General features: G+C 66.5%; 25 protein-coding genes. 13 read left to right on the top strand and 12 right to left on the bottom strand.

What is annotated here, in order from left to right; translation table 11 throughout:
- Window positions 1-229: 229 nt before the first annotated feature.
- Entirely contained in the window at window positions 230-2,323 is a 2,094-nt protein-coding gene (locus VHO04_RS13900; RefSeq protein WP_329628840.1) for a M3 family metallopeptidase, read from the bottom strand.
- Window positions 2,324-2,547: 224 nt separating this feature from the next.
- Window positions 2,548-3,417, bottom strand: coding sequence for an SMP-30/gluconolactonase/LRE family protein (locus VHO04_RS13895; RefSeq protein WP_329628839.1), 870 nt, complete (start codon window positions 3,415-3,417; stop codon window positions 2,548-2,550).
- 344 nt (window positions 3,418-3,761) lie between these two features.
- On the opposite strand from VHO04_RS13895, the gene VHO04_RS13890 reads away from it, so the two are divergent.
- From VHO04_RS13890 to VHO04_RS13875, 4 genes are all read left to right on the top strand, one after another.
- Window positions 3,762-4,916, top strand: coding sequence for an acyl-CoA dehydrogenase family protein (locus tag VHO04_RS13890; RefSeq protein WP_329628841.1), 1,155 nt, complete (start codon window positions 3,762-3,764; stop codon window positions 4,914-4,916).
- 193 nt (window positions 4,917-5,109) lie between these two features.
- Entirely contained in the window at window positions 5,110-6,279 is a 1,170-nt protein-coding gene (locus VHO04_RS13885; RefSeq protein ID WP_329628838.1) for an acetyl-CoA C-acetyltransferase, read from the top strand.
- A gap of 115 nt (window positions 6,280-6,394) precedes the next feature.
- Window positions 6,395-7,177, top strand: a complete 783-nt coding sequence (locus tag VHO04_RS13880) for an SDR family NAD(P)-dependent oxidoreductase (RefSeq protein ID WP_257545325.1) — start codon at window positions 6,395-6,397, stop codon at window positions 7,175-7,177.
- Window position 7,178: 1 nt separating this feature from the next.
- On the top strand, window positions 7,179-7,616 hold the full coding sequence (locus tag VHO04_RS13875; protein ID WP_329628837.1) for an acyl-CoA thioesterase: 438 nt from the start codon (window positions 7,179-7,181) through the stop codon (window positions 7,614-7,616).
- Between the two features lie 110 nt (window positions 7,617-7,726).
- On the opposite strand, the gene gmk is transcribed toward VHO04_RS13875, so the two are convergent.
- A complete protein-coding gene (gene gmk / locus VHO04_RS13870; protein WP_329628836.1) occupies window positions 7,727-8,389 on the bottom strand; it encodes a guanylate kinase in 663 nt (220 codons plus the stop codon).
- Window positions 8,390-8,439: 50 nt separating this feature from the next.
- On the opposite strand from gmk, the gene VHO04_RS13865 reads away from it, so the two are divergent.
- Window positions 8,440-8,994, top strand: a complete 555-nt coding sequence (locus VHO04_RS13865) for a DUF2585 domain-containing protein (protein ID WP_329628835.1) — start codon at window positions 8,440-8,442, stop codon at window positions 8,992-8,994.
- Between the two features lie 118 nt (window positions 8,995-9,112).
- On the opposite strand, the gene VHO04_RS13860 is transcribed toward VHO04_RS13865, so the two are convergent.
- The 4 genes from VHO04_RS13860 to VHO04_RS13845 form a co-directional block, all read right to left on the bottom strand.
- Entirely contained in the window at window positions 9,113-9,472 is a 360-nt protein-coding gene (locus VHO04_RS13860; protein ID WP_329628834.1) for a hypothetical protein, read from the bottom strand.
- A gap of 65 nt (window positions 9,473-9,537) precedes the next feature.
- The gene (gene fumC, locus VHO04_RS13855; RefSeq protein ID WP_329628833.1) at window positions 9,538-10,932 is read right to left on the bottom strand and encodes a class II fumarate hydratase; all 1,395 of its coding nucleotides are present in this window, start codon (window positions 10,930-10,932) and stop codon (window positions 9,538-9,540) included.
- Window positions 10,929-11,186, bottom strand: coding sequence for a hypothetical protein (locus tag VHO04_RS13850; RefSeq protein ID WP_329628832.1), 258 nt, complete (start codon window positions 11,184-11,186; stop codon window positions 10,929-10,931). The genes fumC and VHO04_RS13850 overlap by 4 nt, the downstream gene beginning before the upstream one ends.
- Window positions 11,187-11,246: 60 nt before the next feature.
- Window positions 11,247-11,729 (bottom strand): SspB family protein, encoded by a 483-nt coding sequence (locus VHO04_RS13845; RefSeq protein ID WP_329628831.1) that lies wholly within the window; start codon window positions 11,727-11,729, stop codon window positions 11,247-11,249.
- A 95-nt stretch (window positions 11,730-11,824) separates the two neighbouring features.
- On the opposite strand from VHO04_RS13845, the gene hisB reads away from it, so the two are divergent.
- From hisB to VHO04_RS13820, 5 genes are all read left to right on the top strand, one after another.
- Window positions 11,825-12,412, top strand: coding sequence for an imidazoleglycerol-phosphate dehydratase HisB (gene hisB, locus VHO04_RS13840; RefSeq protein WP_329628830.1), 588 nt, complete (start codon window positions 11,825-11,827; stop codon window positions 12,410-12,412).
- A 109-nt stretch (window positions 12,413-12,521) separates the two neighbouring features.
- Complete coding sequence (hisH, locus tag VHO04_RS13835; RefSeq protein WP_329628829.1) at window positions 12,522-13,127, top strand: imidazole glycerol phosphate synthase subunit HisH; 606 nt, start codon at window positions 12,522-12,524, stop codon at window positions 13,125-13,127.
- On the top strand, window positions 13,115-13,846 hold the full coding sequence (hisA, locus tag VHO04_RS13830) for a 1-(5-phosphoribosyl)-5-[(5-phosphoribosylamino)methylideneamino]imidazole-4-carboxamide isomerase (RefSeq protein ID WP_329628828.1): 732 nt from the start codon (window positions 13,115-13,117) through the stop codon (window positions 13,844-13,846). The genes hisH and hisA overlap by 13 nt, the downstream gene beginning before the upstream one ends.
- Before the next feature lie 118 nt (window positions 13,847-13,964).
- Window positions 13,965-14,729 (top strand): imidazole glycerol phosphate synthase subunit HisF, encoded by a 765-nt coding sequence (hisF, locus tag VHO04_RS13825; RefSeq protein ID WP_329628827.1) that lies wholly within the window; start codon window positions 13,965-13,967, stop codon window positions 14,727-14,729.
- Between the two features lie 130 nt (window positions 14,730-14,859).
- Entirely contained in the window at window positions 14,860-15,948 is a 1,089-nt protein-coding gene (locus VHO04_RS13820; protein WP_329628826.1) for an ionic transporter y4hA, read from the top strand.
- A gap of 212 nt (window positions 15,949-16,160) precedes the next feature.
- Here the strand turns inward: VHO04_RS13820 and VHO04_RS13815 are convergent, their stop codons facing one another.
- Window positions 16,161-17,297 (bottom strand): beta-ketoacyl-ACP synthase III, encoded by a 1,137-nt coding sequence (locus VHO04_RS13815; RefSeq protein ID WP_329628825.1) that lies wholly within the window; start codon window positions 17,295-17,297, stop codon window positions 16,161-16,163.
- A 188-nt stretch (window positions 17,298-17,485) separates the two neighbouring features.
- Here VHO04_RS13815 and VHO04_RS13810 point away from each other — a divergent pair, with 188 nt between their 5' ends.
- Window positions 17,486-18,037 carry a hypothetical protein gene (locus VHO04_RS13810; RefSeq protein ID WP_329628824.1) on the top strand — a complete coding sequence of 184 codons (552 nt, stop codon included), beginning with the start codon at window positions 17,486-17,488 and terminating at the stop codon, window positions 18,035-18,037.
- 117 nt (window positions 18,038-18,154) lie between these two features.
- On the opposite strand, the gene VHO04_RS13805 is transcribed toward VHO04_RS13810, so the two are convergent.
- Both VHO04_RS13805 and VHO04_RS13800 read right to left on the bottom strand, forming a co-directional pair.
- Window positions 18,155-18,922, bottom strand: a complete 768-nt coding sequence (locus VHO04_RS13805; RefSeq protein ID WP_329628823.1) for a sulfite exporter TauE/SafE family protein — start codon at window positions 18,920-18,922, stop codon at window positions 18,155-18,157.
- Between the two features lie 116 nt (window positions 18,923-19,038).
- Window positions 19,039-19,974, bottom strand: coding sequence for a LysR family transcriptional regulator (locus VHO04_RS13800; protein ID WP_257545288.1), 936 nt, complete (start codon window positions 19,972-19,974; stop codon window positions 19,039-19,041).
- A gap of 83 nt (window positions 19,975-20,057) precedes the next feature.
- Here VHO04_RS13800 and VHO04_RS13795 point away from each other — a divergent pair, with 83 nt between their 5' ends.
- Window positions 20,058-20,396, top strand: a complete 339-nt coding sequence (locus tag VHO04_RS13795) for a hypothetical protein (protein ID WP_297664088.1) — start codon at window positions 20,058-20,060, stop codon at window positions 20,394-20,396.
- 107 nt (window positions 20,397-20,503) lie between these two features.
- Here the strand turns inward: VHO04_RS13795 and VHO04_RS13790 are convergent, their stop codons facing one another.
- Together VHO04_RS13790 and VHO04_RS13785 are read right to left on the bottom strand one after the other, a co-directional pair.
- Window positions 20,504-21,343 carry a proline dehydrogenase family protein gene (locus VHO04_RS13790; protein WP_329628822.1) on the bottom strand — a complete coding sequence of 280 codons (840 nt, stop codon included), beginning with the start codon at window positions 21,341-21,343 and terminating at the stop codon, window positions 20,504-20,506.
- The gene (locus VHO04_RS13785) at window positions 21,340-22,464 is read right to left on the bottom strand and encodes a GNAT family N-acetyltransferase (RefSeq protein ID WP_329628821.1); all 1,125 of its coding nucleotides are present in this window, start codon (window positions 22,462-22,464) and stop codon (window positions 21,340-21,342) included. Before VHO04_RS13785 ends, VHO04_RS13790 begins: the two co-directional genes overlap by 4 nt.
- Before the next feature lie 361 nt (window positions 22,465-22,825).
- Between VHO04_RS13785 and VHO04_RS13780 the strand changes: the two genes are divergently transcribed.
- The coding region (locus VHO04_RS13780) for a glycoside hydrolase family 6 protein (protein WP_329628820.1) at window positions 22,826-23,306 on the top strand (481 nt) is incomplete at its 3' end.

Raw genomic sequence — 23,306 nt, 5'->3', positions numbered from 1 at the left:
TTCGACTGCCTTGCAGGCGCTCAGGATAAACTGCGCCTTTGGCGCAGCGCTGACGGAGGGGCCCTTGGCGCAACCGTCGCGGCCCCTCCACCACCGCTTCGCGGCGGTCCCCCTCCCCACGGCTGCGCCGCAGGGAGGATCAGGTCCGCAATCGGTCGATAGCCGTCGTTCGCCGGACAAAACAAAGGGGGCACGCGGGCCCCCTTTGCTCCCCGGTTTACCGGACAGATTATTCGGTCGGGAAACCGCGCTTCGCCAGCAAGGCCTTCACGTCGGGGTCGCGGCCGCGGAAGGCGCGATAGGCTTCGGCGCGGTCGGTCTCGTTGCCGGTCATCAGCAATATGGTGCGGAATTTGTCGGCGACGGTGCGGTCCCATGGGCCGCCGGCTTCCTGGAACGCCGCCCAGGTGTCGGCGTCCATCGTCTCCGACCAGAGGTAGGAATAATAGCCCGCCGAATAGGCGTCGCTCGAAAACAGGTGCCCGAACTGCGGCAGGCGGTGCCGCATGACGATTTCCTTCGGCATGCCGATTTCGGCGAGCGTGTCGCGTTCGAACTTGTCGACGTCGGTCACCGGCACCTTGCGGTCGTGGAGCTTCATGTCGAGGATCGCGCTTGCCAGATATTCGACCGTCTCGAACCCCTGGTTGAACTTGTTCGAGGCGAGGATCTTGTCGACCAGCGCCTGCGGCATCGGCTCGCCGGTCTGGTAATGCGTTGCGAATTTCGACAGCACCTCGGGCGTCATCAGCCAATTCTCGTTCACCTGGCTCGGATATTCGACGAAATCGCGCGGCACCCCGGCGAGCGCCGGATAATAGACGTGCTGCAGGAAATAATGGATGCCGTGCCCGAATTCGTGGAACAAGGTCGTCGCATCGTCGAGACTGACGAGCGTCGGCTCGCCCTTCGCGCCCTCGGTGAAATTATTGTTGTTCGACGCGAGCACGTTGCGCTCGCCGCCCAGCCCCTGTTCGCTGCGATAGGTCGTCATCCACGCACCCGAACGCTTTCCGTCGCGCGCGAAATTGTCGAGATAGAGGACGCCGACATTGGCGTTCGTCTTGAGGTTGTAGACCTCGAACGTCTTCACCTTGGGGTCGAAGACCGGGATCGTGCCGGTGTTTTCGCGGAAGCCGAGGTCGTAGAGTTGCCCCGCCTCCCAGAACATCGCGTCGCGCAGCTTGTCGAGCTGGAGGTAAGGCTTCACCTCGCTTTCATCGAGGTCGTATTTCGCCTTGCGGACCTTTTCGGCATAATAGCGATAGTCCCACGGCTCGATCGTCAGCTTCGGCCCTTTGCCCGCTTTCGCCTCGGCGTCGGCAATCGCCTGCATGTCGGCGACTTCCTCGTGGACGCGCGCGACCGCGGCGGGCCAGACCTTCATCATCAGCTTCATGGCGTTTTCCGGCGTCTTCGCCATCGTGTCGGCCATGCGGTAGTGCGCGTGGGTCGGGAAACCGAGCAGCACCGCGCGCTCCTGGCGCAGCTTCAGGATTTCGGCGATCGTCGCATTGGTGTCGTTGGCGTCGCCATTGTCGCCGCGGTTCACAAAGGCACGCCACACCTTTTCGCGCAGGGCGCGGTTGGTCGCGTTCTGGAGCACCGGCTGCGCCGACGAGCGCGTGTTCTTGATCGCCCACTGGCCGGGCTTGCCCTGCGCCTCGGCCGCGTCGGCGAGCGAGGCGACGAAACCCGGCGCGAGCCCGGCGAGTTCGGCCTTGTCGGTGACATAGGTATAGAGCTTCTCGTCGCCGAGCAGCTTCGACGAGAAGGTCGAGAACAGCCCTTCGAGCTTTGCGTTCAGATCGACGAGCTTCGCCTTGTTCGCGGGCGACAGGTTCGCCCCGTCGCGCACCATCTCGTCATAGCTGCGCTCGACGATGCGGATCTGCTGGGCATTGAGGCCGCTGGCCAGCCTTTTGTCGTAAACCGCCTTGTAGCGCCCGAAGAGCTTTGGATCGAGGAGCAGCTCGGTATAGAATTTGGTGAGCTTCGGGCTCCATTCGGCGTCGATGTCCTCGACGCGGTCGTTCGACTTGTTCGACGTCTGGACGCCCCACAAAGCGAAGACGCGGTCCATCGTCTGGCCCGCGAGCTGCATCGGGACGTGGGTGTTCTCGAAGGTCGGTTCGGCGGGGTTGTCGATCACCGCCTGCACCTCGGCCTTCACTTCGGCCATGCCCTTGGCGAAGGCGTCGGGGAAGCGTTCGGGGTCGAGCTTGTCCCACGGCGGCACCCCTTCATAGGGGCCGGTCCAGGGCGCAAGCATCGGGTTGGCGTCGGTGGCGGGCTGGAGAGCGGTCTCGGCGGCGATGGTCATTGGACTATAACCCACAAGCAGCGCGGTCGATGCAAGCAGGACCGACATGGAACGGACAAAGGGCGGCGCGCGGCGCGGCATGATCATATCTCCCCGGAAGACTGGTTTCGAGCGAAACCATATGGGAGAGCCTTAGCGCGAGGGTGATGCGGGGTGCAAGGGTTGGGGAACGGTTTCTCCCATCCGTCACCCCCGCGTAGGCGGGGGTGACGGAGGACGTTGATTCAGCCGCCGAACCCCGGCTGCGCCAGCCCCGGCACATCGACGCGGAAGGTGAAGAGGCCGCCCGCGTGCGGCTGGTCCCGGCGCTCTTCGTCGGTCAGAGTCTTGCCCGCGCTGGTGACGAAGGCGGTTTTCATGTCCGCCCCGCCGATCGCGATCATCGAGGGGCGCTGGACCGGCAGCTCGACCGTTTGCACCAACTCGCCCGTCGGCGACAGGCGTACGACGCGCCAGCCGTCCCACAACGCCGACCAGTAACAGCCCTCGGCATCGACCGTGCCGCCGTCGGGTCGGCCCTTGCCCATCTCGAACTGATGGAACGGTCGTCCCTCGCCGAGCGCGCCGGTGGCGGGATCGACCGCATAGGCGCGGAGCGCATGGGTCGGCGTGTCGGCGTGGTAAAAGGTCCGCCCGTCGGGGCTGAACGCCGCGCCGTTGCTGGTGGTGAGCCCGCCGAGCATCGCCGTCAGCGTCCCGTCGGGGGCGAGGCGATAGAGGGTCGCGGCGGGGTTCGCCTTGTCGCTGGTCACGCTGCCGACCCAGAAGCGCCCGGCGCCATCGACGCAGGCATCGTTGCAGCGCTGTTCGGCGATGCCCGCCAGCATCTGCGGGCCGAAAGGCCGCGGCGCCTCGCCCCACGCGTCGATCAGCGCGCAGCCATCCTTCAGCCCGACGATCAGCCCGCCGCCCGCGCGCGGCGCAACGCAGCCGACCGGGCCGCCGAGCTGCATCGTCTCGGTCGCGCCGGTTTCCGGGTCGGTGCGGTGGATGCGGTGCGCGTCGATATCGACCCAATAGAGGCGCGCCTCGGCGGCGTGCCAGCGCGGCGATTCGCCGAGCAAGGCGCCGGCGTCGAGAAGGAGGTCGACCATGGTTGAGGGCTTAGCGCGCGGCGCGGTTGCTGCCCAGCGGCCGCAAACCTATTCGTCGGCACGCGATGGGGCGCGACTCGCCCCGACGCCACTCTACTTTCCTTTCGCCGCCCCGGACTTGATCCGGGTCCATTCTTTCGGCGCTGCGCGAATGGACCCCGGATCAAGTCCGGGGTGACGAGAAAAGGGAGGTGCGACGAATCAACTTCCTGCCGTAACGTCTTTCCACTTGACGTGGACGTAAACGTAAGGTCCAGTGTCGGACGAAGGGCGTGCCGCGAGGCGCGTCCGCTCGCGCGTCCGGCTCCCCGACTGCGTCCGGCCGCCGTCACGAAAGGAAGATGATGTCGCTCGATAATCTCTCGCGCTCGGCCTACACCGACGATCATGAGGCGTTTCGCGCCACGGTGCGCCAGTTCCTCGAAAAGGAAGTCGCCCCCCATCAGGCGCAATGGGCCGAGGACGGCATCGTGCCGAAGAGCATCTGGCCCAAGGCCGGCGAGCTTGGCCTCCTCTGCCCGACGGTGCCCGAGGAATATGGCGGCCTCGGCCTCGACTTCGGCTATAATGCGATCGTCGATGAGGAGAGCGCTTATTATGGCCGCGTGACCACGGGCTTTTCGCTCCAGTCGGACATCGTCACCAACTACATCACGCGCTACGGCAGCGAAGAGCAGAAGAAGCACTGGCTGCCCAAGATGGTCGCGGGCGAGGTCATCACCGCGATCGCGATGACCGAGCCGGGCACCGGCTCCGACCTTCAGGGGATGCGCACGACCGCGAAGAAGGACGGCAATCACTACGTCATCAACGGCTCGAAGACCTATATCACCAACGGCCAGAACGCCGACCTGATCCTCGTCTGCGTCAAGACCGATACCGAAGTGCAGCCGGCGTGGAAGGGCGTGTCGATCGTGCTCGTCGAGGCCGACCGCGAAGGCTTCCAGCGCGGCCGCAACCTCGACAAGATCGGGCAGGACGAGGCCGACACGTCGGAGCTTTTCTTCAACGACGTTCGCGTGCCGATCACCAACTGCCTCGGCGAAGAGGGGCAGGGCTTCATCTATCTGATGAGCGAACTGCCGCAGGAACGCCTGTCGATCGCGGTGTCGGCGCAGGCGTCGGCGCAGCGTGCCTTCGATGACACCGTCGAATATACCCGCGACCGCAAGGCGTTCGGCAAGCCGATCCTCGATTTCCAGAACAGCCGCTTCGTGCTCGCCGATCTGAAGGCGAAATTGCAGGTCGGCTGGGCGCACCTCGACTGGGCGCTGTCGCGGCATCTCAAGAAGGAATTGACGCCGGAGGAAGGCGCCGCGGCGAAGCTGTGGCATACCGAACTTCAGTGGGAAGTGATGGACAAGTGCCTTCAGCTCTTTGGCGGCGCGGGTTATATGAACGAATATCCGATCGCCCGCGCCTGGCGCGCGGCGCGCGTGACGCGCATCTTCGGCGGCACGAACGAGATCATGAAGGAACTGATCGGGCGGAAGCTCTGACGAAAAATCTCTCTCCCCTTGCGGGAGAGATAGGCTTGGCTTGGCGGCTTGCCGCCTAGCAAGTCTTGAGAGGGGGCTTGACGGTGGCGTGTTGCCGCTCCCCCTCTCCCGGCTCCGACTAGGCGGCGAAGCCGCCAAGTCTCCACATCCCTCTCCCGCAAGGGGAGAGGGGAGAAGGTGAAAGGAACTCCCCATGGCTACAGCATATATCGTAGACGCCGTTCGCACCGCCGGCGGCCGCCGCGGCGGCCGGCTTGCCGGCGTCCACCCCGTCGATCTCGGCGCCGCGGTGTTCGACGCGATCGCCGACCGCAACGACTTCGACACGTCGAAGATCGACGACGTCATCACCGGCTGCGTGTCGCAGGGCGGTCAGCAGACGATGGACCTGGGCCGCAACGCAGTGCTCGCCTCGAAGCTGCCCGACTCGATCCCCGCGGTGACGATCGACCGCCAGTGCGGCTCGTCGCAGCAGGCGATCATGTTCGCGGCGCAGGCGGTGCTGTCGGGCACGCAGGACATCGTCCTTGCCAGCGGCATCGAAAGCATGACCCGCGTGCCGATGGGCAGCGTCGCGACTTTGTTCATGAAGGAAGGGCTCGGCAATTATAAGTCGCCGCGGCTCGAGGAGAAATACCCCGGCATCATGTTCAGCCAGTTCGCGGGCGCCGAGATGATCGTCAAGAAGCACGGCTTCACCAAGGCCGATCTCGACGCCTTCGCGCTCGAAAGCCACCGCCGCGCCAAGGCGGCGACCGAGGCGGGCAAGTTCGAGCGCGAGATCGTCGCGGTCGAGATCGAGACCCCCGAGGGCAAGGACCAGCACAAGGTCGACGAGGGCATCCGTTTCGACGCGACGCTCGACAGCATCGCGGGCGTCAAGCTGCTCCAGGAAGGCGGCTCGATCACCGCCGCGACCTCCAGCCAGATCTGCGACGGCGCCTCGGCGGCGCTGATCGTGTCCGAACAGGCGCTCAAGGACCATGGCCTGACCCCGCGCGCGCGCATCCACCATGTGTCGGTGACCGCGGGCGATCCCGTCATCATGCTCGAGGAACCGCTGTTCGCGACCGAACGGGCGCTGAAGAAGGCGGGGCTGAAGATCGGCGACATCGACGCCTATGAGGTCAACGAGGCGTTCGCGCCGGTGCCGCTCGCCTGGCTCAAATATCTCGGTGCCGATCCGGCGCGGCTCAACGTCCACGGCGGCGCGATCGCGCTCGGCCACCCGCTCGGCGCTTCGGGCGCCAAGCTGATGGCGACGCTGCTCGGCGTGCTCGACGCGACCGGCGGCAAATACGGCCTCCAGACGATGTGCGAAGGCGGCGGCCAGGCCAACGTCACCATCGTCGAACGGCTGTAAACTCTATCTCCCCTCCCGCTTGCGGGAGGGGTTGGGGGAGGGCCTGTTGGCCTGGCTCCCCGACATGCCCCACCCAAACCCTCCCCTAAAGGGGAGGGCTTAAATGGAGAGAAAAATGAAACTCGATTCCACCGTATCCGCCGTCGTCACCGGCGGTGCCTCGGGCCTCGGAGCCGCCACGGCGCGCGCGCTCGCCGCGAAGGGCGTCAAGGTCGCGATCTTCGACCTGCAGGAAGAAAAGGGCAAGGCGATCGCGGCCGAACTCGGCGGCGTCTTCTGCGAATGCAACGTCACCGACGACGCGTCGGTCGATGCCGCCTTTGCCAAGGCGCGCGAAGCCCACGGCCAGGAACGCATCCTCGTCAACTGCGCGGGCACCGGCAATGCGATCAAGACCGCGAGCCGCAGCAAGGAAGACGGCAGCATCAAGCATTTCCCGCTCGATGCGTTCAACTGGATCATCCAGATCAACCTCGTCGGCACCTTCCGCTGCATCGCCAAGTCGGCGGCGGGAATGCTGACGCTCGACCCGATGGAGGACGGCGAGCGCGGCGCGATCGTCAACACCGCGAGCGTCGCGGCCGAGGACGGCCAGATCGGCCAGGCGGCCTATTCGGCGTCGAAGGGCGGCGTCGTCGGCATGACGCTTCCCATCGCGCGCGACCTCGGCAACGAGAATATCCGCGTCAACACCATCCTGCCCGGCATCTTCGACACTCCGCTGCTCGCCGGCGCGCCGCAGAATGTCCGCGACGCGCTCGGCGCTTCGGTGCTCAACCCGAAGCGTCTCGGCAACCCGGTGGAATATGCCAATCTTGCCATGTGCATGATCGAGAACGGCTATTTCAACGGCGAGGACGTGCGCCTCGACGGCGGCATCCGCATGGCGCCGCGCTGATATGGCGAAACCGGAACGCTGGCGGCTCGACGCCGCCAGCTACCCCGTCTGCATCGAATTGCAGACGCGCTTTCAGGACATGGACATCAACGGCCACCTCAACAATGTGGCCTTCGCCGCGCTGTTCGAGAGCGGCCGGGTGCTGCTGAACCGCGAGGTGCGCCCGCTCGGCGACCGCCCCGCGAACGAACGCACGATGGTCGCGGCGGTCGAGATCAACTATCTCGCCGAAGGCAATTTCCCCGATCCGGTGCGGATTGCGACCGGCATCGGCCGCCTCGGCACGTCGAGCTGGACGATCGTCCAGGCGATGTTCCAGAACGATCGCTGCATCGCGACCTGCGATACGGTGGTGGTATGCCGCACCGATGGCGAGGCGAAACCGTTGCGTGCGGAGATGGTCGCAGAGCTGGAGGCGAAGCTGGCGAGGTCTGGGTGACCTTTTTTGTCATTGCGAGCGAAGCGAAGCAATCTCCAGCTATCGGCCCTGCACAAGGCCGATAGCTGGAGATTGCCGCGTCGCCTTCGGCTCCTCGCAATGACGGCGGTTTACAGCTTCTTGTCCGCATCGGGCACTGCGCGGATCAGGTCGCGCGCGAAGCCGATCAGGCCGATCTGGCGGCGGCGTTTCAGCCGCTCGGCGCGCAGGATCGCGCGGACCTCGTCGAAGCAGCCGTCGACATCGTCGTTGATCAGCACATAGTCGTAGCCGTCCCAGTGGCTGATCTCGTTCGCGGCGCGTTCCATGCGCGCCGCGATCACCTCGTCGCTGTCGGTGCCGCGCGAGCGGAGGCGGCGTTCGAGCTCCTCCATCGTCGGCGGCAGCACGAAGACGCGGACGACGTCGGGCCCGGCCTCCTGATAGAGCTGCTGCGCGCCCTGCCAGTCGATGTCGAACAGCACGTCCTTGCCCGCCGCCAGCAATGCCTCGACCGGCGCGCGCGGGGTGCCGTAGCGGTGGCCGAAAACATGCGCCCATTCGAGGAATTCTCCGTCGGCGGCCATCTTCTTGAAGCGCTCGGTATCGACGAAATGATAATGCACCCCGTCGACCTCGCCCGGACGCGGCGGGCGCGTCGTTGCCGAGATCGACAGCGCGATGTCGCTGTCGGCGTCAAGCATCATGCGCGAGATGGTGGTCTTGCCGGCGCCCGAGGGCGAGGACAGCACGAAGAGGACGCCGCGGCGGTTCAGGTGGACGCTTTCGGTCATGCGCGCTATTCGCGCGGGGAAGCGCGGCGGTCAAGCGGGAAGGGGCGGCGATGACGCGAAAGGGGTGGCTGGTCGCGGCCGGGCTGTTGGCGCTGCTCGCGGCGATATTGATCCTGATGGGCCGCCCGCCGATCTGCCCGTGCGGCACCGTCAGCCTGTGGCACGGCACCGTCCAGTCGAACCAGAACAGCCAGCAGATTTCGGACTGGTACAGCTTCAGCCACATCATCCACGGCTTCATCTTCTTCGGCCTGTCGCGGTTGCTGATGCCGCGCGCGCCGCTGTGGGTCGCGCTCGCCGTCGCGATCGGGATCGAGGGCGGGTGGGAAATCCTGGAGAATTCGCCGATCATCATCGACCGCTATCGCGAAGTGACGATGGCCTATGGCTACAGCGGCGATTCGGTCCTCAATTCGGTGAGCGACGCCGCCTTCATGGTGCTGGGCTTCCTCGCCGCGAGCCGGATGCGCTGGTGGATGACCGTGGGGATCGCGCTCGTCTTCGAGCTGTTCACCCTGTGGGCGATCCGCGACAATCTGACGCTCAATGTCCTGATGCTGGTCTCGCCGGTCGAGGCGGTGAAGGAGTGGCAGGCGGGCGGTTAAACACTATCGCGTCCCCGCGAAGGCGGGGACCCATCTTCTGCCGGTGCAAGATGGCGCCGACCGGTGATGGACCCCCGCCTTCGCGGGGGAACACGGATTTTTGACGCGGAATACCGACTCAATGAATCGCCGCGCCGCGTCCGTTGCTCGCGACGGGAAGCGCGGGGGGCAGCGCGTCGCCCAGGCTTGTTCCGTCGGGCGCGATGCCCGCATAGGGGTCGACCACGCCCGCCTTCACCAGCTCGGGGTCGGTCCGATGCGCGTCCTCGGCCGCCTTGCGCGCCTCGGCGCGGTCGGCCCATCTCTTGGTGAGATAAGCGGCCGCCGCGGTCGCGGCGAGCACGGCGTAGCGCTGCGGGAACAGCCGCCGCGCCGCGAACAGCGTTCCCGCGCCGATCACCGCGCCCGCGACGGGGTGGTTGTTCTTCTGGCGGCCGATAGCGCTGCCGATGACGCCGCCGATGATCCGTCCCATCATCTTCATCTTCCTTCCTCCCCCATCAATTCCCGGACTCTGCGAAGAGTTCCGGCCAAGAGTTCCGCTTAGCGATCCGGCCCCAGCATCGTGCGCGGATCGACGACGCGGTCGAAGGTCGCGGCGTCGACATAGCCGAGGTCCAGCGCGGCCTCGCGCAGCGTCGATCCGCTCTCATGCGCGTGCTTGGCAATCTTCGCCGCCTTGTCGTAGCCGATTTCGGGCGCGAGCGCGGTGACGAGCATCAGCGAGCGGTTCATCAATTCGTCGATCCGCGCGCGATTGGGCGCGATCCCGACGACGCAATGCTCGGTGAATCCCGCCATGCCGATCGCGAGCAGCTCGATCGAGCGCAGCACGTTCGCCCCGATCAGCGGCTTGAAGACGTTGAGCTCGAGATGCCCTTGCAGCCCGCCGATCGTCACCGCCTGATGATTGCCGATGACCTGCGCCGCGACCATCGTCAGCATCTCGCACTGGGTCGGGTTGACCTTGCCCGGCATGATCGAGCTGCCGGGCTCGTTCGCGGGCAGGTCGAGCTCGCCGAGCCCGGCGCGCGGGCCCGAGCCGAGCAGGCGGATGTCGTTGGCGATCTTGGTCAGCGCGACCGCCAGCGTATTGAGCGCCCCCGAAAAGAAGACGAGCCCGTCGTTCGAACCCAATGCCTCGAACTTGCTCTGCGCGGGTTCGAAGGCGATGCCGGTGCTTTTCGACAGTTCGGCGGCCATCGCGGTGTCGAAGCCCGCGGGGGCGTTGAGCCCGGTGCCCACCGCGGTGCCGCCCTGTGCGAGCTTGCAGATATTATGCGCGAGCGCGCCCTCGATCCGCGCGCGGCACGCGACGAGTTGCGCGACATAGCCCGAAAATTCCTGGCCGAGCGTCAGCGGGGTTGCGTCCTGCAAATGGGTGCGGCCGATCTTGACGATGTCGTCCCACGCCGCGGCCTTGGCGGCGAGCGCGTCGGTGAGGTCGGCGAGCGCGGGGAGCAGCCGCGCCGTCGTCTCGACCGCCGTCGCGACGTGGAGCGCGGTCGGAAAGCTGTCGTTCGACGACTGGCCCTTGTTGACATGGTCGTTCGGATGGACGGGCGCCTTGCCGCCGCGCCGGCCCGCCAGCCGCTCGTTGGCGATTCCCGCGATCACCTCGTTGGCGTTCATGTTCGACTGGGTGCCGCTGCCGGTCTGCCAGATGGCCAGCGGAAACTGGTCGTCATATTCGCCAGCGGCTACGGCCGCGGCGGCGGCGGCGATCGCGTCCGCCAACGCGCCATCGAGCCCATGAGCGCGGTTCACTTCGGCCGCCGCGCCCTTGATGCGCGCAAGCGCGTGGACGATCGGCAGCGGCATCCGCTCGTGCGGCGGGAAGGCGAAATTGTGCCGGCTGCGTTCGGTCTGCGCCCCCCAATAGGCGTCCGCCGGAACCTCTATGTCGCCGATGCTGTCGCTTTCGATGCGCGTGTTCATGCCAATAGCATCCTTGTCACCAGAACCGCGCCCGCCCAGATCGCGGCGACCAGGCCGAGCAGTTGCCAATATCCGCTTTCGCCGATCCGGCGGCGCAGCCAGGCGGCGGCGAGCCAGACGAGCGCGAGCGCCGGGGTCAGGATCAGCAGGCTGAAGCGCAGCAGCCCATCGGCGATCTGCCCCTCGGCATAGCCGCCCTCATAATAGGCATAACCCTCGACGCCCCACCAGAAAGCGGCGGTGAGGACGAGCATCCCGGCGAGCGCCCAAAATTGCCAAAATCGGCTCGGGGGCCAGTCGGGGCCGCCCACCCGTCAGCGCTTCTTGCCGAAATCCACCGTCACGACGTTGGACCCGTCCTCGCTCGAAACATCGGGGCGGTCGTTGTCAGCCTCGTCATGCGGCTCGGGCTCGGCGGCCTCGTCGTCGCTGACCTGGAACTGCAGCCCGAAATCGACCGAGGGATCGACGAAGGCGGTGATCGCCGCATAGGGGATGACCAGCGTCGACGGCGTCTGGTTGAACGACAGGCCGACGCTGAAAAAATCTTCCTCGACCGTCAGGTCCCAGAAGCGATTCTGGAGCACGATCGTCATCTCGTCGGGGAATTTGGCGATCAGATGCACGGGAATATCGACGCCCGGCGCCTGCGTCTTGAAGGTGATATAGAAATGATGGTCGCCGGGCAGGCTGTCATGCCCTTCGAGCTGGCTCAGCACGCGGCCGACCACGGCGCGCAGCGCGTCCTGCACGATTTCGTCGTAGGGAATCAGGCTATCGCGGACATCGTCACTCATGCGCGGGGGATGAACGCCGCGCGGGCGCCGGTCAAGAGGGGTCGCGAGGGGAGAATCGCCTTGCAACGCGAAGCGCAGCGACTAAGGCGTGCGCCATGCGAACCGCCACCGTCCAGCGCACGACCAAGGAAACGGATATCGCGATCGCCGTCAATCTCGACGGCTCGGGCGATTATTCGGTGTCCACCGGCATCGGTTTCCTCGACCATATGGTCGAGCAATTGTCGCGCCATTCGCTGATCGACATTTCCATGACCGTGAAGGGCGACCTCCACATCGACCAGCATCACACGGTCGAAGACAGCGCGCTCGCGCTCGGCGAAGCGATCGCGAAGGCGCTCGGCGACAAGCGCGGTATCGCGCGCTACGGCGAAGCGCACGCGCCGATGGATGAGACGCTGACGCGCTGCGCGCTCGACATTTCGGGGCGGCCGTATTGCGTCTATAAATCGGGTTTCTCGCAGCCGCGGCTCGGCGAGATGGATACCGAGCTGTTCCCGCACTGGTTCGCGAGCTTCGCGCAGACCGCCGGGATCACGCTGCACCTCGAAACGCTCTATGGCGAGAACAACCATCATATCGCCGAAAGCAGCTACAAGGCGCTCGCCCGCGCGCTGCGCCAGGCGGTCGAGATCGACCCGCGCAAGGGCGATGCGATTCCCTCGACCAAGGGGGTGCTTTGATCGACGCAATAAATAGGGACAGTCCCTATTTATCGAGGGACGCTGGTTGTCGGCCTTGCCATTCTTTGGAGATAAATAGGGACTGTCCCTATTTATTGCTGCGCCGCCCGTGACCATCGCCCTGATCGACTATGGCGCGGGCAATCTTCGCTCGGTGCACAATGCGCTCGTCGCGGCGGGCGCCGGGGATGTGGCGGTCACCGCCGATCCCGATGTGGTCGCCTGCGCCGACCGCATCGTGCTGCCGGGGGTCGGCGCCTTCGCAGCCTGCATGAACGGCCTTTCGGCGATTCCCGGCCTGATCGAAGCGATGGAGCGGCGCGTGCGCGGCGACGGCGCGCCCTTTCTCGGTATCTGCGTCGGGATGCAACTTCTCGCCGACGCGGGCGAGGAGCACGGGCGGCATGCTGGGCTCGGCTGGATCGGCGGCACGGTGCGCGCCTTCGATCCGGCACCGGGGCTGCGCATTCCGCATATGGGCTGGAACGACGTAGTCCCGACGGTCGCGCATCCGGTGATCGCGGCGGGCGAGGCCTATTATCTCCACGGCTATCATTTCGCCGATGCCGCGCATGTCGCGGCGACGAGCAGCCACGGCGGGCCGTTCACGGCGGCGGTGGCGAAGGACAATATCGTCGGCGTGCAGTTCCACCCCGAAAAAAGCCAGGCCTATGGCCTCGCGACCCTGGAAAGATTTCTCGCATGGCGGCCCTGACCATCTTCCCCGCAATCGACCTGAAAGGGGGCCAGGTGGTGCGGCTTGCCGAGGGCGATATGGCGCGCGCGACCGTCTATGGCGACGATCCGGCGGCGCAGGCGCGACTGTTCGCCGAGGCGGGCGCCTCGCACCTCCATGTCGTCGATCTCGATGGCGCCTTTGCAGGGGCAAGCGTTAATGGCGCGGCGGTGGAGAGCATCATCGCCGCCTTTCCGGGCAAGGTGCAGGTCGGCGGCGGCATCCGCGACCGCGCCGGGGTCGATCGCTGGCTGGCTTTGGGCGTCGAGCGGGTGATCATCGGCACTGCGGCGCTGAAAGACCCGGAATTCGTCAAATCCGCGGCGCGCGACCTGCCCGGCCGGATCGTCGTCGGGGTCGACGCCCGTGACGGCATGGTCGCGACCGAAGGCTGGGCCGATGTTTCCGATGTGCGCGTCGAGGATCTGGCGCGCCGTTTCGAGGATGCAGGCGTCGCGGCGCTGCTGTTCACCGACGTCGGGCGTGACGGGCTGCTCAAGGGGTGCAACGTCGAAGCGACGGTGGCGCTGGCGCAGGCGGTCGACATAAAGGTGATCGCGTCGGGCGGGGTCGCCGATTTGGGTGACATCCACGCGCTTCGCCCGCATGTGGCGGACGGCATCGAGGGCGTGATCACGGGGCGGGCGCTCTATGACGGGCGGCTCGATCTCGCCGAAGCGATTGCGGCGGGCAAGTAATGAACGCCATCTTGAGTTCCGTTCGTGTCGAGCGAAGTCGAGACACCCATCGGCCTTGCGCCACAACGATGGGTGTCTCGACTTCGCTCGACACGAACGGACCTTGTGGGCTGGCTCTATGACCGTCCGCGTCCGCGTCATCCCCTGCCTCGACGTCGCCGACGGGCGCGTGGTCAAGGGCGTCAATTTCGTCGACCTGCGCGATGCGGGCGATCCGGTCGAGGCGGCGCGCGCTTATGATGCCGCAGGCGCCGACGAGCTTTGCTTCCTCGATATTTCGGCGAGCCATCAGGGACGTGGCACCTTGCTCGACATGGTAAGCCGCACCGCCGAGGTCTGCTTCATGCCGCTGACCGTCGGCGGCGGAGTGCGCAGCGCCGACGATGCGCGCGCGCTGCTGCTCGCGGGCGCGGACAAGGTCGCGGTGAACAGCGCCGCGGTGGCGCGGCCCGAGCTTGTCGCCGACATCGCCGACCGCTTCGGCAGCCAATGCGCCGTGGGCAGCATCGACGCGCGCCGCGTCGAAGACGGCCGCTGGGAAATCTTCACCCACGGCGGGCGCACCGCGACCGGAGTCGATGCGATCGCGCATGCGGTGCGGCTCGCCGAACTCGGCGCGGGCGAACTGCTGGTGACCAGCATGGACCGTGATGGCACCAAGGACGGCTATGACTTGACGCTGACGCGCGCGATTGCCGATGCGGTCAGCGTGCCGGTGATTGCAAGCGGCGGGGTCGGCCATCTCGATCATCTCGTCGCCGGCGTGATCGAGGGCGGCGCGAGCGCGGTGCTCGCCGCGAGCATCTTCCATTTCGGCGAAGCGACGATTGCCGAAGCCCACGCGCGGCTGGCGGCGGCCGGGCTGCCGGTCCGGTCGCATTGATCCCTTGACGTCATCCCGGCGAAGGCCGGGATCTCGCCGGTTCGTGAAACCGCTAGGTCGAGATCCCGACCTTCGCCGGGATGACGAGGTTAGGGGTGGCGCTCGGGCGGGGCGGCTGCCATAAAAACTCATGACGACGAAACTCCGCATCGCCGACCGCACCAACGACATCTTTCCGATCCTGGGCTTCGCCGCCGCAATGGCGAGCTTTGTCATGCCGCTGGGTCCCTGGCTGGTTGCGATCATCCTCGCGGGCTCGGTCGTCGCGGCGGTTCACCATGCCGAGGTGATCGCGCACCGCGTCGGCGAGCCGTTCGGGACGCTGATCCTCGCGCTCGCGGTCACGGTGATCGAGGTCGGGCTGATCCTGACGCTGATGCAGGCCGAGCCCGAAAAGGCGCAGACGCTGGCGCGCGACACGGTGTTCGCGGCGGTGATGGTGATCCTCAACCTGTTGATGGGCCTCTGCCTGCTCAGCGGCGCGATCCGCCATCACGAACAGCGGTTTCAGCGCACCGGCATCGGCGCCGCGCTCGCGACGCTGACCGTGCTCACCGTCGTGACCCTCGTGCTGCCCAATTTCACTTCGAGCGTGCCGGGGCCCTTCTATTCGGCGAAGCAACTCGGCTTCGTCGCCGCGGTGTCGCTGATCCTCTATGCGACCTTCGCGCTCGTCCAGACGGTGCGCCACCGCGACTATTTTCTGCCCGACGGCGATGCCGACGGCGACAGGGAGCCCGATGCCCACGCCGCCCCGCCGAGCGCCCAGCGCACCGCTGTTTCGGGCGCGCTGCTGCTCGCCAGCCTGTTCGCGGTCGTCCTGCTCGCGAAGAATCTGTCCCCCGTCATCGGCGCGCTGCTTGCCGATTGGGGCGCGCCGCCCGCGGTGCTCGGTGTGCTGATCGCGGCGCTGATCCTCGCGCCCGAAGGACTCGCGGCGGTGCGCGCGGCGAAAGGCGACCGGCTGCAGACGAGCCTCAATCTCGCGCTGGGTTCGGCGCTCGCGACGATCGGGCTCACCATTCCGGCGGTCGCGATCCTGTCGATCGTTACCGACCTGCCGATCAGCCTCGGCCTCGACGCCAAGTCGGCGGTGCTGCTGTTCCTGTCGCTGATCGTCGCATCGCAGACGCTTGCGAACGGCCGCACCACGGTGCTGCAGGGCGCAATCCACCTGATGCTGTTCGCGGTCTATCTGTTCACGACCTTCGTGCCCTGAGCGTGGATTACGCCATCCTCGGACAGTCTCGAGAAGGTTAGCACAAAGACACGAAGACACGAAGGGGAAGGTTTGGGCCGTAAGGCCCTATTCCGTCATGCGGCGCGACATGACGCGACGTGCACAGGAAAAAGCTGCTTCGCGGCGAACACGACCTCTTCGTGTCTTTGTGTCTTTGTGCGAAACCAATGCAGCCGACGCTCCTGACGCACTCAGGTCTTACAGATAAACACCGTCCCCGCCGAATAGCCCGCACCGAACGAGCAGATCAGCCCGGTGTCGCCCGCGACCATATCCGCATGGTTCAGGTGGAAGGCGATGATCGAGCCCGCGCTCGACGTGTTGCCATAGGTGTCGAGCACGGTCGGGCTCTCGTCCGCACTCGCCTCATGCCCCAGCACGCGCTGCGCGATCAGCCGGTTCATGTTGGTGTTCGCCTGATGCAGCCACAGCCGGCGCATGTCGGCGCCTTCGAGCCCCAGCACCGCCATCTGCTCGACGATCATCGCCGCGACCATCGGCACGACTTCCTTGAACACCTTGCGGCCTTCCTGGACGAACAATTTGTCGCTCTTCGGCCCGGTCTGGTCGATGCCGCCGTGGGCGCGATTGAGGAAGCCGAAATTGTTGCGGATATTGTTCGAGAAGACGGTCTTCAGCTTCGTACCGAGGATGTCCCAATGCCCCTCGGGAGCAATGGCCTTGTCCTCGACGAGGATCGCGGTGGCGACGTCGCCGAAGATGAAATGGCTGTCGCGGTCGCGCCAGTTGAGGTGTCCCGAACAGATTTCGGGATTCACCACGAGCACGCTCTTCGCGTGCCCCGCGCGGATATAGTCGGCCGCAGTCTGGATGCCGAAGGTCGCCGACGAGCAGGCGACGTTCATGTCGAAGCCGAAGCCGTCGATGCCGAGCGCGTCCTGAATCTCGACCGCCATCGCCGGATAAGCGCGCTGCATGTTCGATGCGGCACACAGCACCGCGTCGACGTCGGCCGCATCGCGCCCGGCGCGCGCGAGCGCGTCCTTCGCCGCCGCGACGCCGATCTCGGCGAGGATCGAGAGTTCGTCGTTGCCGCGTTCGGGCAGGCGCGGCGCCATGTGCGCGGGGTCGAGGATGCCCGCCTTGTCGACGACATGGCGCGATCCGATGCCGCTCGCTTTCTCGATGAACTCGACGCTCGATTCGGTGAGTTCGGCCATCTCTCCGGCGGCGATGGCCGCTGCATTTTCGCTATTATGCAGGGCAACATAGCGGTTGAAACTATCGACAAGTTCTTCGTTGGAGATGCGTTCGGCGGGGGTGAAGAGGCCGGTTGCGGAAATGACCGGCTGCGGTGCGTGCGACATGGCAGTCCTGCATATTCTGGTTTCGAGGCACGCTGATTAGGCCCGGTCGCGGGGACGCGCAACGCTCTCGCTCTGTCTGAATGATCGCCGACATCATGGTTAACTCGCCACTAACCATTTTGGTGGCAGACTGTCTGATGCAGGCCTCCGGGGGGATGGCTCCCCGGGCGCCGTGCGGGAGCATGACCATGGCGACGCGATCGGGACCGGCCGCTGGCGACCTGTCCATTTCGGAAATCAAGGAATTTGCGGGCTTTCCCGCGGCGACGCAGCGGTACATCCGCCGCTCGCTCGACATCGGGCTCGAACGCGACGACGCGATCGCGCGCTGGTCGCGCGACATGGTCGAGGAAACCGCGATCCGCGTCCAGGCGAAGGTCTATCAGCGCCTCGTCGATATCCGCGCGCATATTCCCGACGACAGCGGCCTCGACGCGCTCGAAGGCTTCATGGCGCCGCTCGTCGCGGTATCGGCCTTCGACCTCGGGCAGGACCGGTTGCCGGGTTTCGCTTCCTATCGCTTCCTCTACGAGCGCTTGCTCGGCGCGCACGCGCGGCCGTGGCTGCCCGGCGCCTTCTGCGCCGCCGCCTCGCTGCCGCACCTCCATCCCGACAAGCGCAAGACGTTGCTCCAGTCGATCAGCGAAGCCGCCGCGACCGCGCCGGGTTGGTCGGCGCGCGAGCCGAGCTTCTTTCCCGAATGGATCGACAAGATCGACGAGACCAAACCGGCGAATTGAATCACGATCGTCATTGCGAGGAGCCGAAGGCGACGCGGCAATCCCCAGCTATCGGTCCCGAACAAGCTCGATAGCTGGGGATTGCTTCGTCGCTACGCTCCTCGCAATGACGACAGTTTACATCACCGCCCGATAAAGCCCGAAGGCACTCGTCGCGGTCAGCACGACGCCGACGAGCACCAGCATCAGCTTGGGCGAGAAGCGCTTCGCCATGAAGGCGCCGAGCGGCGCGGCGAGCACGCCGCCGATCAGCAGGCCCAGCGTCGCCCCGGCGACGTCGGCGAAACCGAGATTCCAGATGAAGGTCGCCGAAACCGCCAGCGTCAGGAAGAATTCGACGCTGTTCACCGTGCCGACGACCTTGCGCGGCTCGGCGCCCTGGACGAGCAGGTTCGAGGTCACGACCGGTCCCCAGCCGCCGCCGCCCGCGGCGTCGAGGAAGCCGCCGACAAGGCCGAGCGGCGCAATGACCGTCGGTTTCTGGATCTTGGGCGGATAGAGGAGGCCGCGCACGAGCAGCCAGATGCCGATCGCGACCAGATAGGCGAGCACGAAGGGCTTCACCATATCGGCGTGAAGCGAGGTCAGCACATAGGCGCCGAGCACGCCGCCGATCACCCCCGGGACCAGCAGGCGAAAGAAGAGCGGCCATTCGATATTGCGGTGGAGCAGATGGCTGATTCCCGACACCCCGGTCGTGAACACTTCGACGACGTGGATGCGCGCCGAGGCGACCGCGGGCGGCACCCCGAGCACCGCGACCAGCAGCGTGTTGCAAATCACCCCGAACGCCATGCCGAGCGCGCCGTCGACGAGCTGCGCGGCGAAACCGATCAGGATGAAGGGCAGGATCGCCGCAATGTCGAAGGACGCGATTTCGGTCATGGCTTCATCCCAACTGTTTTAATTGAGAACGGGCTGCCGATTTTTTCGGGGATTCGCCAGCGCAATTTTTCTGCTGGCGACGAAGGGATTTGTTTCCGCGTCGAAGCCAGGGGATTTCACCCGACCGCGTCGGTGATGTTCTCGGGCAGATATTCGCGCACATAGTCGATGAAGGCGCGCAGCTTGGGCATCACCTGCTTGCGGCTGGGATAATAGAGGAAAAGGCCGCTCGTCGCGTCGGCATGGTCGGTCAGCACCAGTTCGAGCTCGCCCGTCTCGACCATCTTCTTCGCCATCGGTTCGGCCATCATTCCCATCGCGACCCCGGTGCGCATCGCGACCAGCGCGGCGATCCAGTCGTTGACGATGACCGGCCCCGAAACCGCGACCTCGATCTCGCGATTGCCGCGCGCGAAGGTCCAGGGCATCAGCGCGCCGGTCGCGAGGCGAAAGCGGATGCAGCGGTGATCCTTCAAATCTTCGGGGGTCTCGGGACGCCCGAAGCGGTCGAGATAGGCGGGCGACGCCGCGGCGACGAAGCGGAACGGGCCGGTCAGGCGGATCGCGATGACGTCGGCGTCGAGCGATTCGCCCATCCGCACCCCCGCGTCGAACCCCCCGGCGCTGAGGTCGGCGAGCGCGTCGTCGGCATAGATTTCGAGCTCGATCTCGGGATAGGCGTCGACGAAGCCCGCGATGATCGGTTCGAACATCGGCTGCACCGCGCCGCGCATCAGGTTGATGCGCAGCCGCCCCGCGGGCCGGTTGCCGAGGTTGCGCGCCGCTTCATAGGCGTCGGCGAGCCCGGCATAGGCGGGGGCGGCGCGTTCGAGGAACATCTCGCCCGCCTGCGTCAGCCCGACGCTGCGCGTGGTGCGCATGAACAAGGGCGCGCCGACGCGCGCCTCCAACGCCTTCACCGTCTGGCTGATCGCCGACGGCGAGACGCCGAGGTCGGCGGCGGCGGCGGAAAAGCTCCGCCTTTCCGCAACGCGGAGGAAGGCTTCGATCCCGTCGAGCGCCCCATGGGGGATTGTTAAATCCTGCTTCAAGGCACTTGCAGATTATAGAGGATTATCTATGGGCGCAACCGCTCCTAAAAAGGTTGCACAACGAAACGAAAGGAACCTCTCCCATGTCCAATCAGCTCTCCTCTTTCCGCCGCTTCCCCTCCGCCTTCGCGATCGTCGCGGCTTCGGCGCTTGCCTTCACCGGCCTGATCGCCGCGACCTCGCCGGCCTATGCCCAGACGGGCAGCAACGACTATCGCTGCTCGGGCCTCGCCGAACAGGCCTATGTCGCCTCGAACGGCGTCGAAGGCACCAAGCAGGCCAATGCGAAGCGCTTCGTCGCCACCGGCAAGAAACTCTGCGAAGCCGGTAACGAACGCGCCGCCGCCAAGCAGTTCCGCGCCGCGCTGAAGCTCGCCGGCGTCGCCGAAGTCGAAACCGACGCCAAGATGGCTTCGCGCTAAGACACCTGACACCATCTCCGGTCCGCCCTCTCCCTCTCCCCGGCGGACCCTCAAACTGGGGCGGCACTCACAGCGAGGCCGCCCCATTTTATTTGGGCCTCGCCTTTTTAGCGATCGGGCAGGCCGAGGCGGTCGCGCAGCCACCACAGGGGCAGGTGCGGACGCGCGAGCGCCTTGTCGATCGCATAGGGCCACCAGCCGGGACCGAAGGGGATATAGAGGCGCACCGGCACCCCGCGTGCCCGCGCTGCCGCCATCGTGCGCCGCCGCGGCAGGCCGCGCAATTGTTCGAGCTCGCACGGCGTTCCCGCGGCGATCAGCCTATCGAGCGCGCGCGCGGCGAGCGCCGGGTCGTGCGTCGCGACCGCCACGGGGGCGGCGCGTCCCGCGAGCTGCTCGACTAGCGTCAGATAGGCGGCATCTCCATCGTGCGGATCGCTGTCGGGATCGGCCCATTCGCCTTTGACGATGCGCAGCCGCGCCGATGTGTCCCGCAGCCGGTCGGCATCGCCCCGGCTACGCCGCCAGCGCGCGGGCAGAACGCAGCCGCTTTGCGGAAAATCGGCGAGCAGGGCTTCGGTCGCTGCGATCGTCGCCTCGGCATCGCCCGGCCCATGGGCGTCGAGCATCAGCACGGCGTCCGCGTTGGCGGCGGCTGCGGCGATCGCGCGCAGGCGGCCGGGGTCGAAGCCGAGCGGCGGCGCCTTGACCGACAGGCCGGCACAGGCCCCCGTTTCGAGCATCGCGCGATAGGATTGGAGAATCGTGTCGGGCGTGTCGCGATCGCCCTGAAAATAACCGACGGTCGCCGCGATTCCGCGCCGGTGCAACCGGCCGCACAGCGCGGCGGCATCGCGGGCGCCGGGTGCGGGTAGGAGGCGGCCCAGCGCGCCGGGAAGCGCATAGCGCCGCGCGCGCATCCAGCTCCAGAGCGGCGAGGATGTCATCGGTCGCGGGGTTGCAGGCGCTGCCACGCCCAGACGGCGCCGTCGGACGCGAAGGCGATCATCCCCGCGGCGGTAAAGGGGTAGGTGCGCACGCGCACGCACGCATGATGATCCTGCGTCCAGAACCGCGTGATCCACGCCTCGGTCTCGCCCAGCAGTTCAAAGCTTTCGAGTTTCTGTCCGGCGGCCCAGCGCAGCGCGTGGAGCATCAGCAAGGTGCCCGGCGAGCATTTGCCGAAACGGTCGTCGTGGCCGATCTTGAACAGCCAATAGCGCCCCGACCAGATCAGGCCGAGCTGCATCGCGACCGCTTCGCCATCGATGCGCAGGAAAGAGAGGCGGAACTTTCCCTGCGTCGCCGCGGCGCGGAAAAAGCGACGGAAGAAGGTTTCGCGCAGGCGATCGACGGCGATCGCGCTTCCCGCCTCGCGCTTCCAGCTTCGCGCCTCGACGCCGATCGCTTCGTCGAAGAGCGCATCGAATTCGCCAGGCGAGGGCGTCAGCGTCTCGTAGGTCACTTGTCCCAGCGCTTCGGCGCGGCGCGCGGCGCGCCGGAAATCGGACCGGCGGCCGGCGTTGAAGCGGCTTTCGGGGTCGCGCCAGCTTTCGTCGAGCCGGATCATCGGGCAGGGGGGCGCGGGCCGGACCGACAGCCAGCCGCGCCCCTTCATCGCGGAGCGGAGGACGGGGAGCAATTGCGAATCGGCGGGAATCCGGTCGAGCGAAAGCGGCCGGTCGAGGCTGCGGAACAGCGCCGTCAGCGCGGCCGCATCGTCCGCGCCTTCGCAAAGCAGGTCGCCGGGTTCGAACAGTTCGCACGACCCCGCCATCCGCCAGCGCGCGCGCCATCCCGGCGCGCGGCAGATCGGCAGCAGCGCCGCGATCGCCGAATCCCGCAGGACGCAGAGCAGCCGGCGCCGCTGGCCGGTCAGAAGCGGTTCGAGCGCCGCCGCGAAGGCGTGCGTCTGGGTCGGCCAGCGGCCGCCAGCCTCGAGACGCTCCCATTCCGCCGCCAGCCAATCCGGATCGCCGGTCGCGGCGAGGTCGGCAGCGCGCACGGGCAGGATCGGCGCCGATGGCGCGTCAGCAGCAGCGCCGGAATCGAGTCGCGCGTGATACAAGCCACACCCCCGGCCCGGCGCTTACGCCCCAAATGCTAATAATTCTTAGCGAAGCGCCGTTGATCGCAGGCCTTTGCCGCCGTGCGGAACGAAAATGCCGGACCGCTTCTTCCCGCGCGATTTTGCACGAGGGGGTGTTCGGGCGCCTGTCTTCGTGGCTTTGGTGTCTGCGGGGGCGTGGAGGAACGGGGCGCTTGTTTGCGGCGTCCGCGCGGACTAATCCTCCGCAGCGTGTCGGTTCCGTGCATCCGCCGTCAACGAGCCTATCGCGTCCGCCCGGGTCCCGTGAGGAGTCAAGATGAGACATTTCTTGCTCATGGTCTCGTTCGCCGCGTCTTTCCTCCTCGTGATTCCAGTGGCCATGGCGTCGGACAGCGACCTGTTCGTCGATCGCGGAAGCACCACGGCCGCTGCCGCCGAAAGCCTGGAGGGGCTGGCAAAACGCGACGCCTCCCGGCTTGCCCAAATCCCCTCGGCGACCTGGTTCGCCTATGGCACGCCGGAGATTGTCGAGGCGCGGGTGCGCGACATCGTCGACCGGGCGGCGGCCGAAAGGCGGCTGCCCGTGCTGGTTGCCTATAATATTCCTTATCGCGACTGCGCCCTCTATTCGGCGGGCGGTGCCGCGGATGGCCGCGCCTATCTTGCCTGGATTCGCGGCTTCGCCGCCGGCATCGGCGATCGCGCGGCGATCGTGGTCCTCGAACCTGACGGGCTCGGCGTCATTCCATGGCATCGGACGCTGGCGGGCGAGGGGGAGGCCTGCCGGCCGGAAGGGCAGGATGAATCGGCGGCCGGACGGCGTTATGATCAATTGCGGGGCGCGGTCGATATTCTCTCCG

The sequence above is a fragment of the Sphingopyxis sp. genome, from assembly GCF_036261875.1.
GTDB lineage: Bacteria > Pseudomonadota > Alphaproteobacteria > Sphingomonadales > Sphingomonadaceae > Sphingopyxis.
Note: the sequence above shows the minus strand (reverse complement) of the source record. Positions and strands in the feature narration are given on the sequence as shown.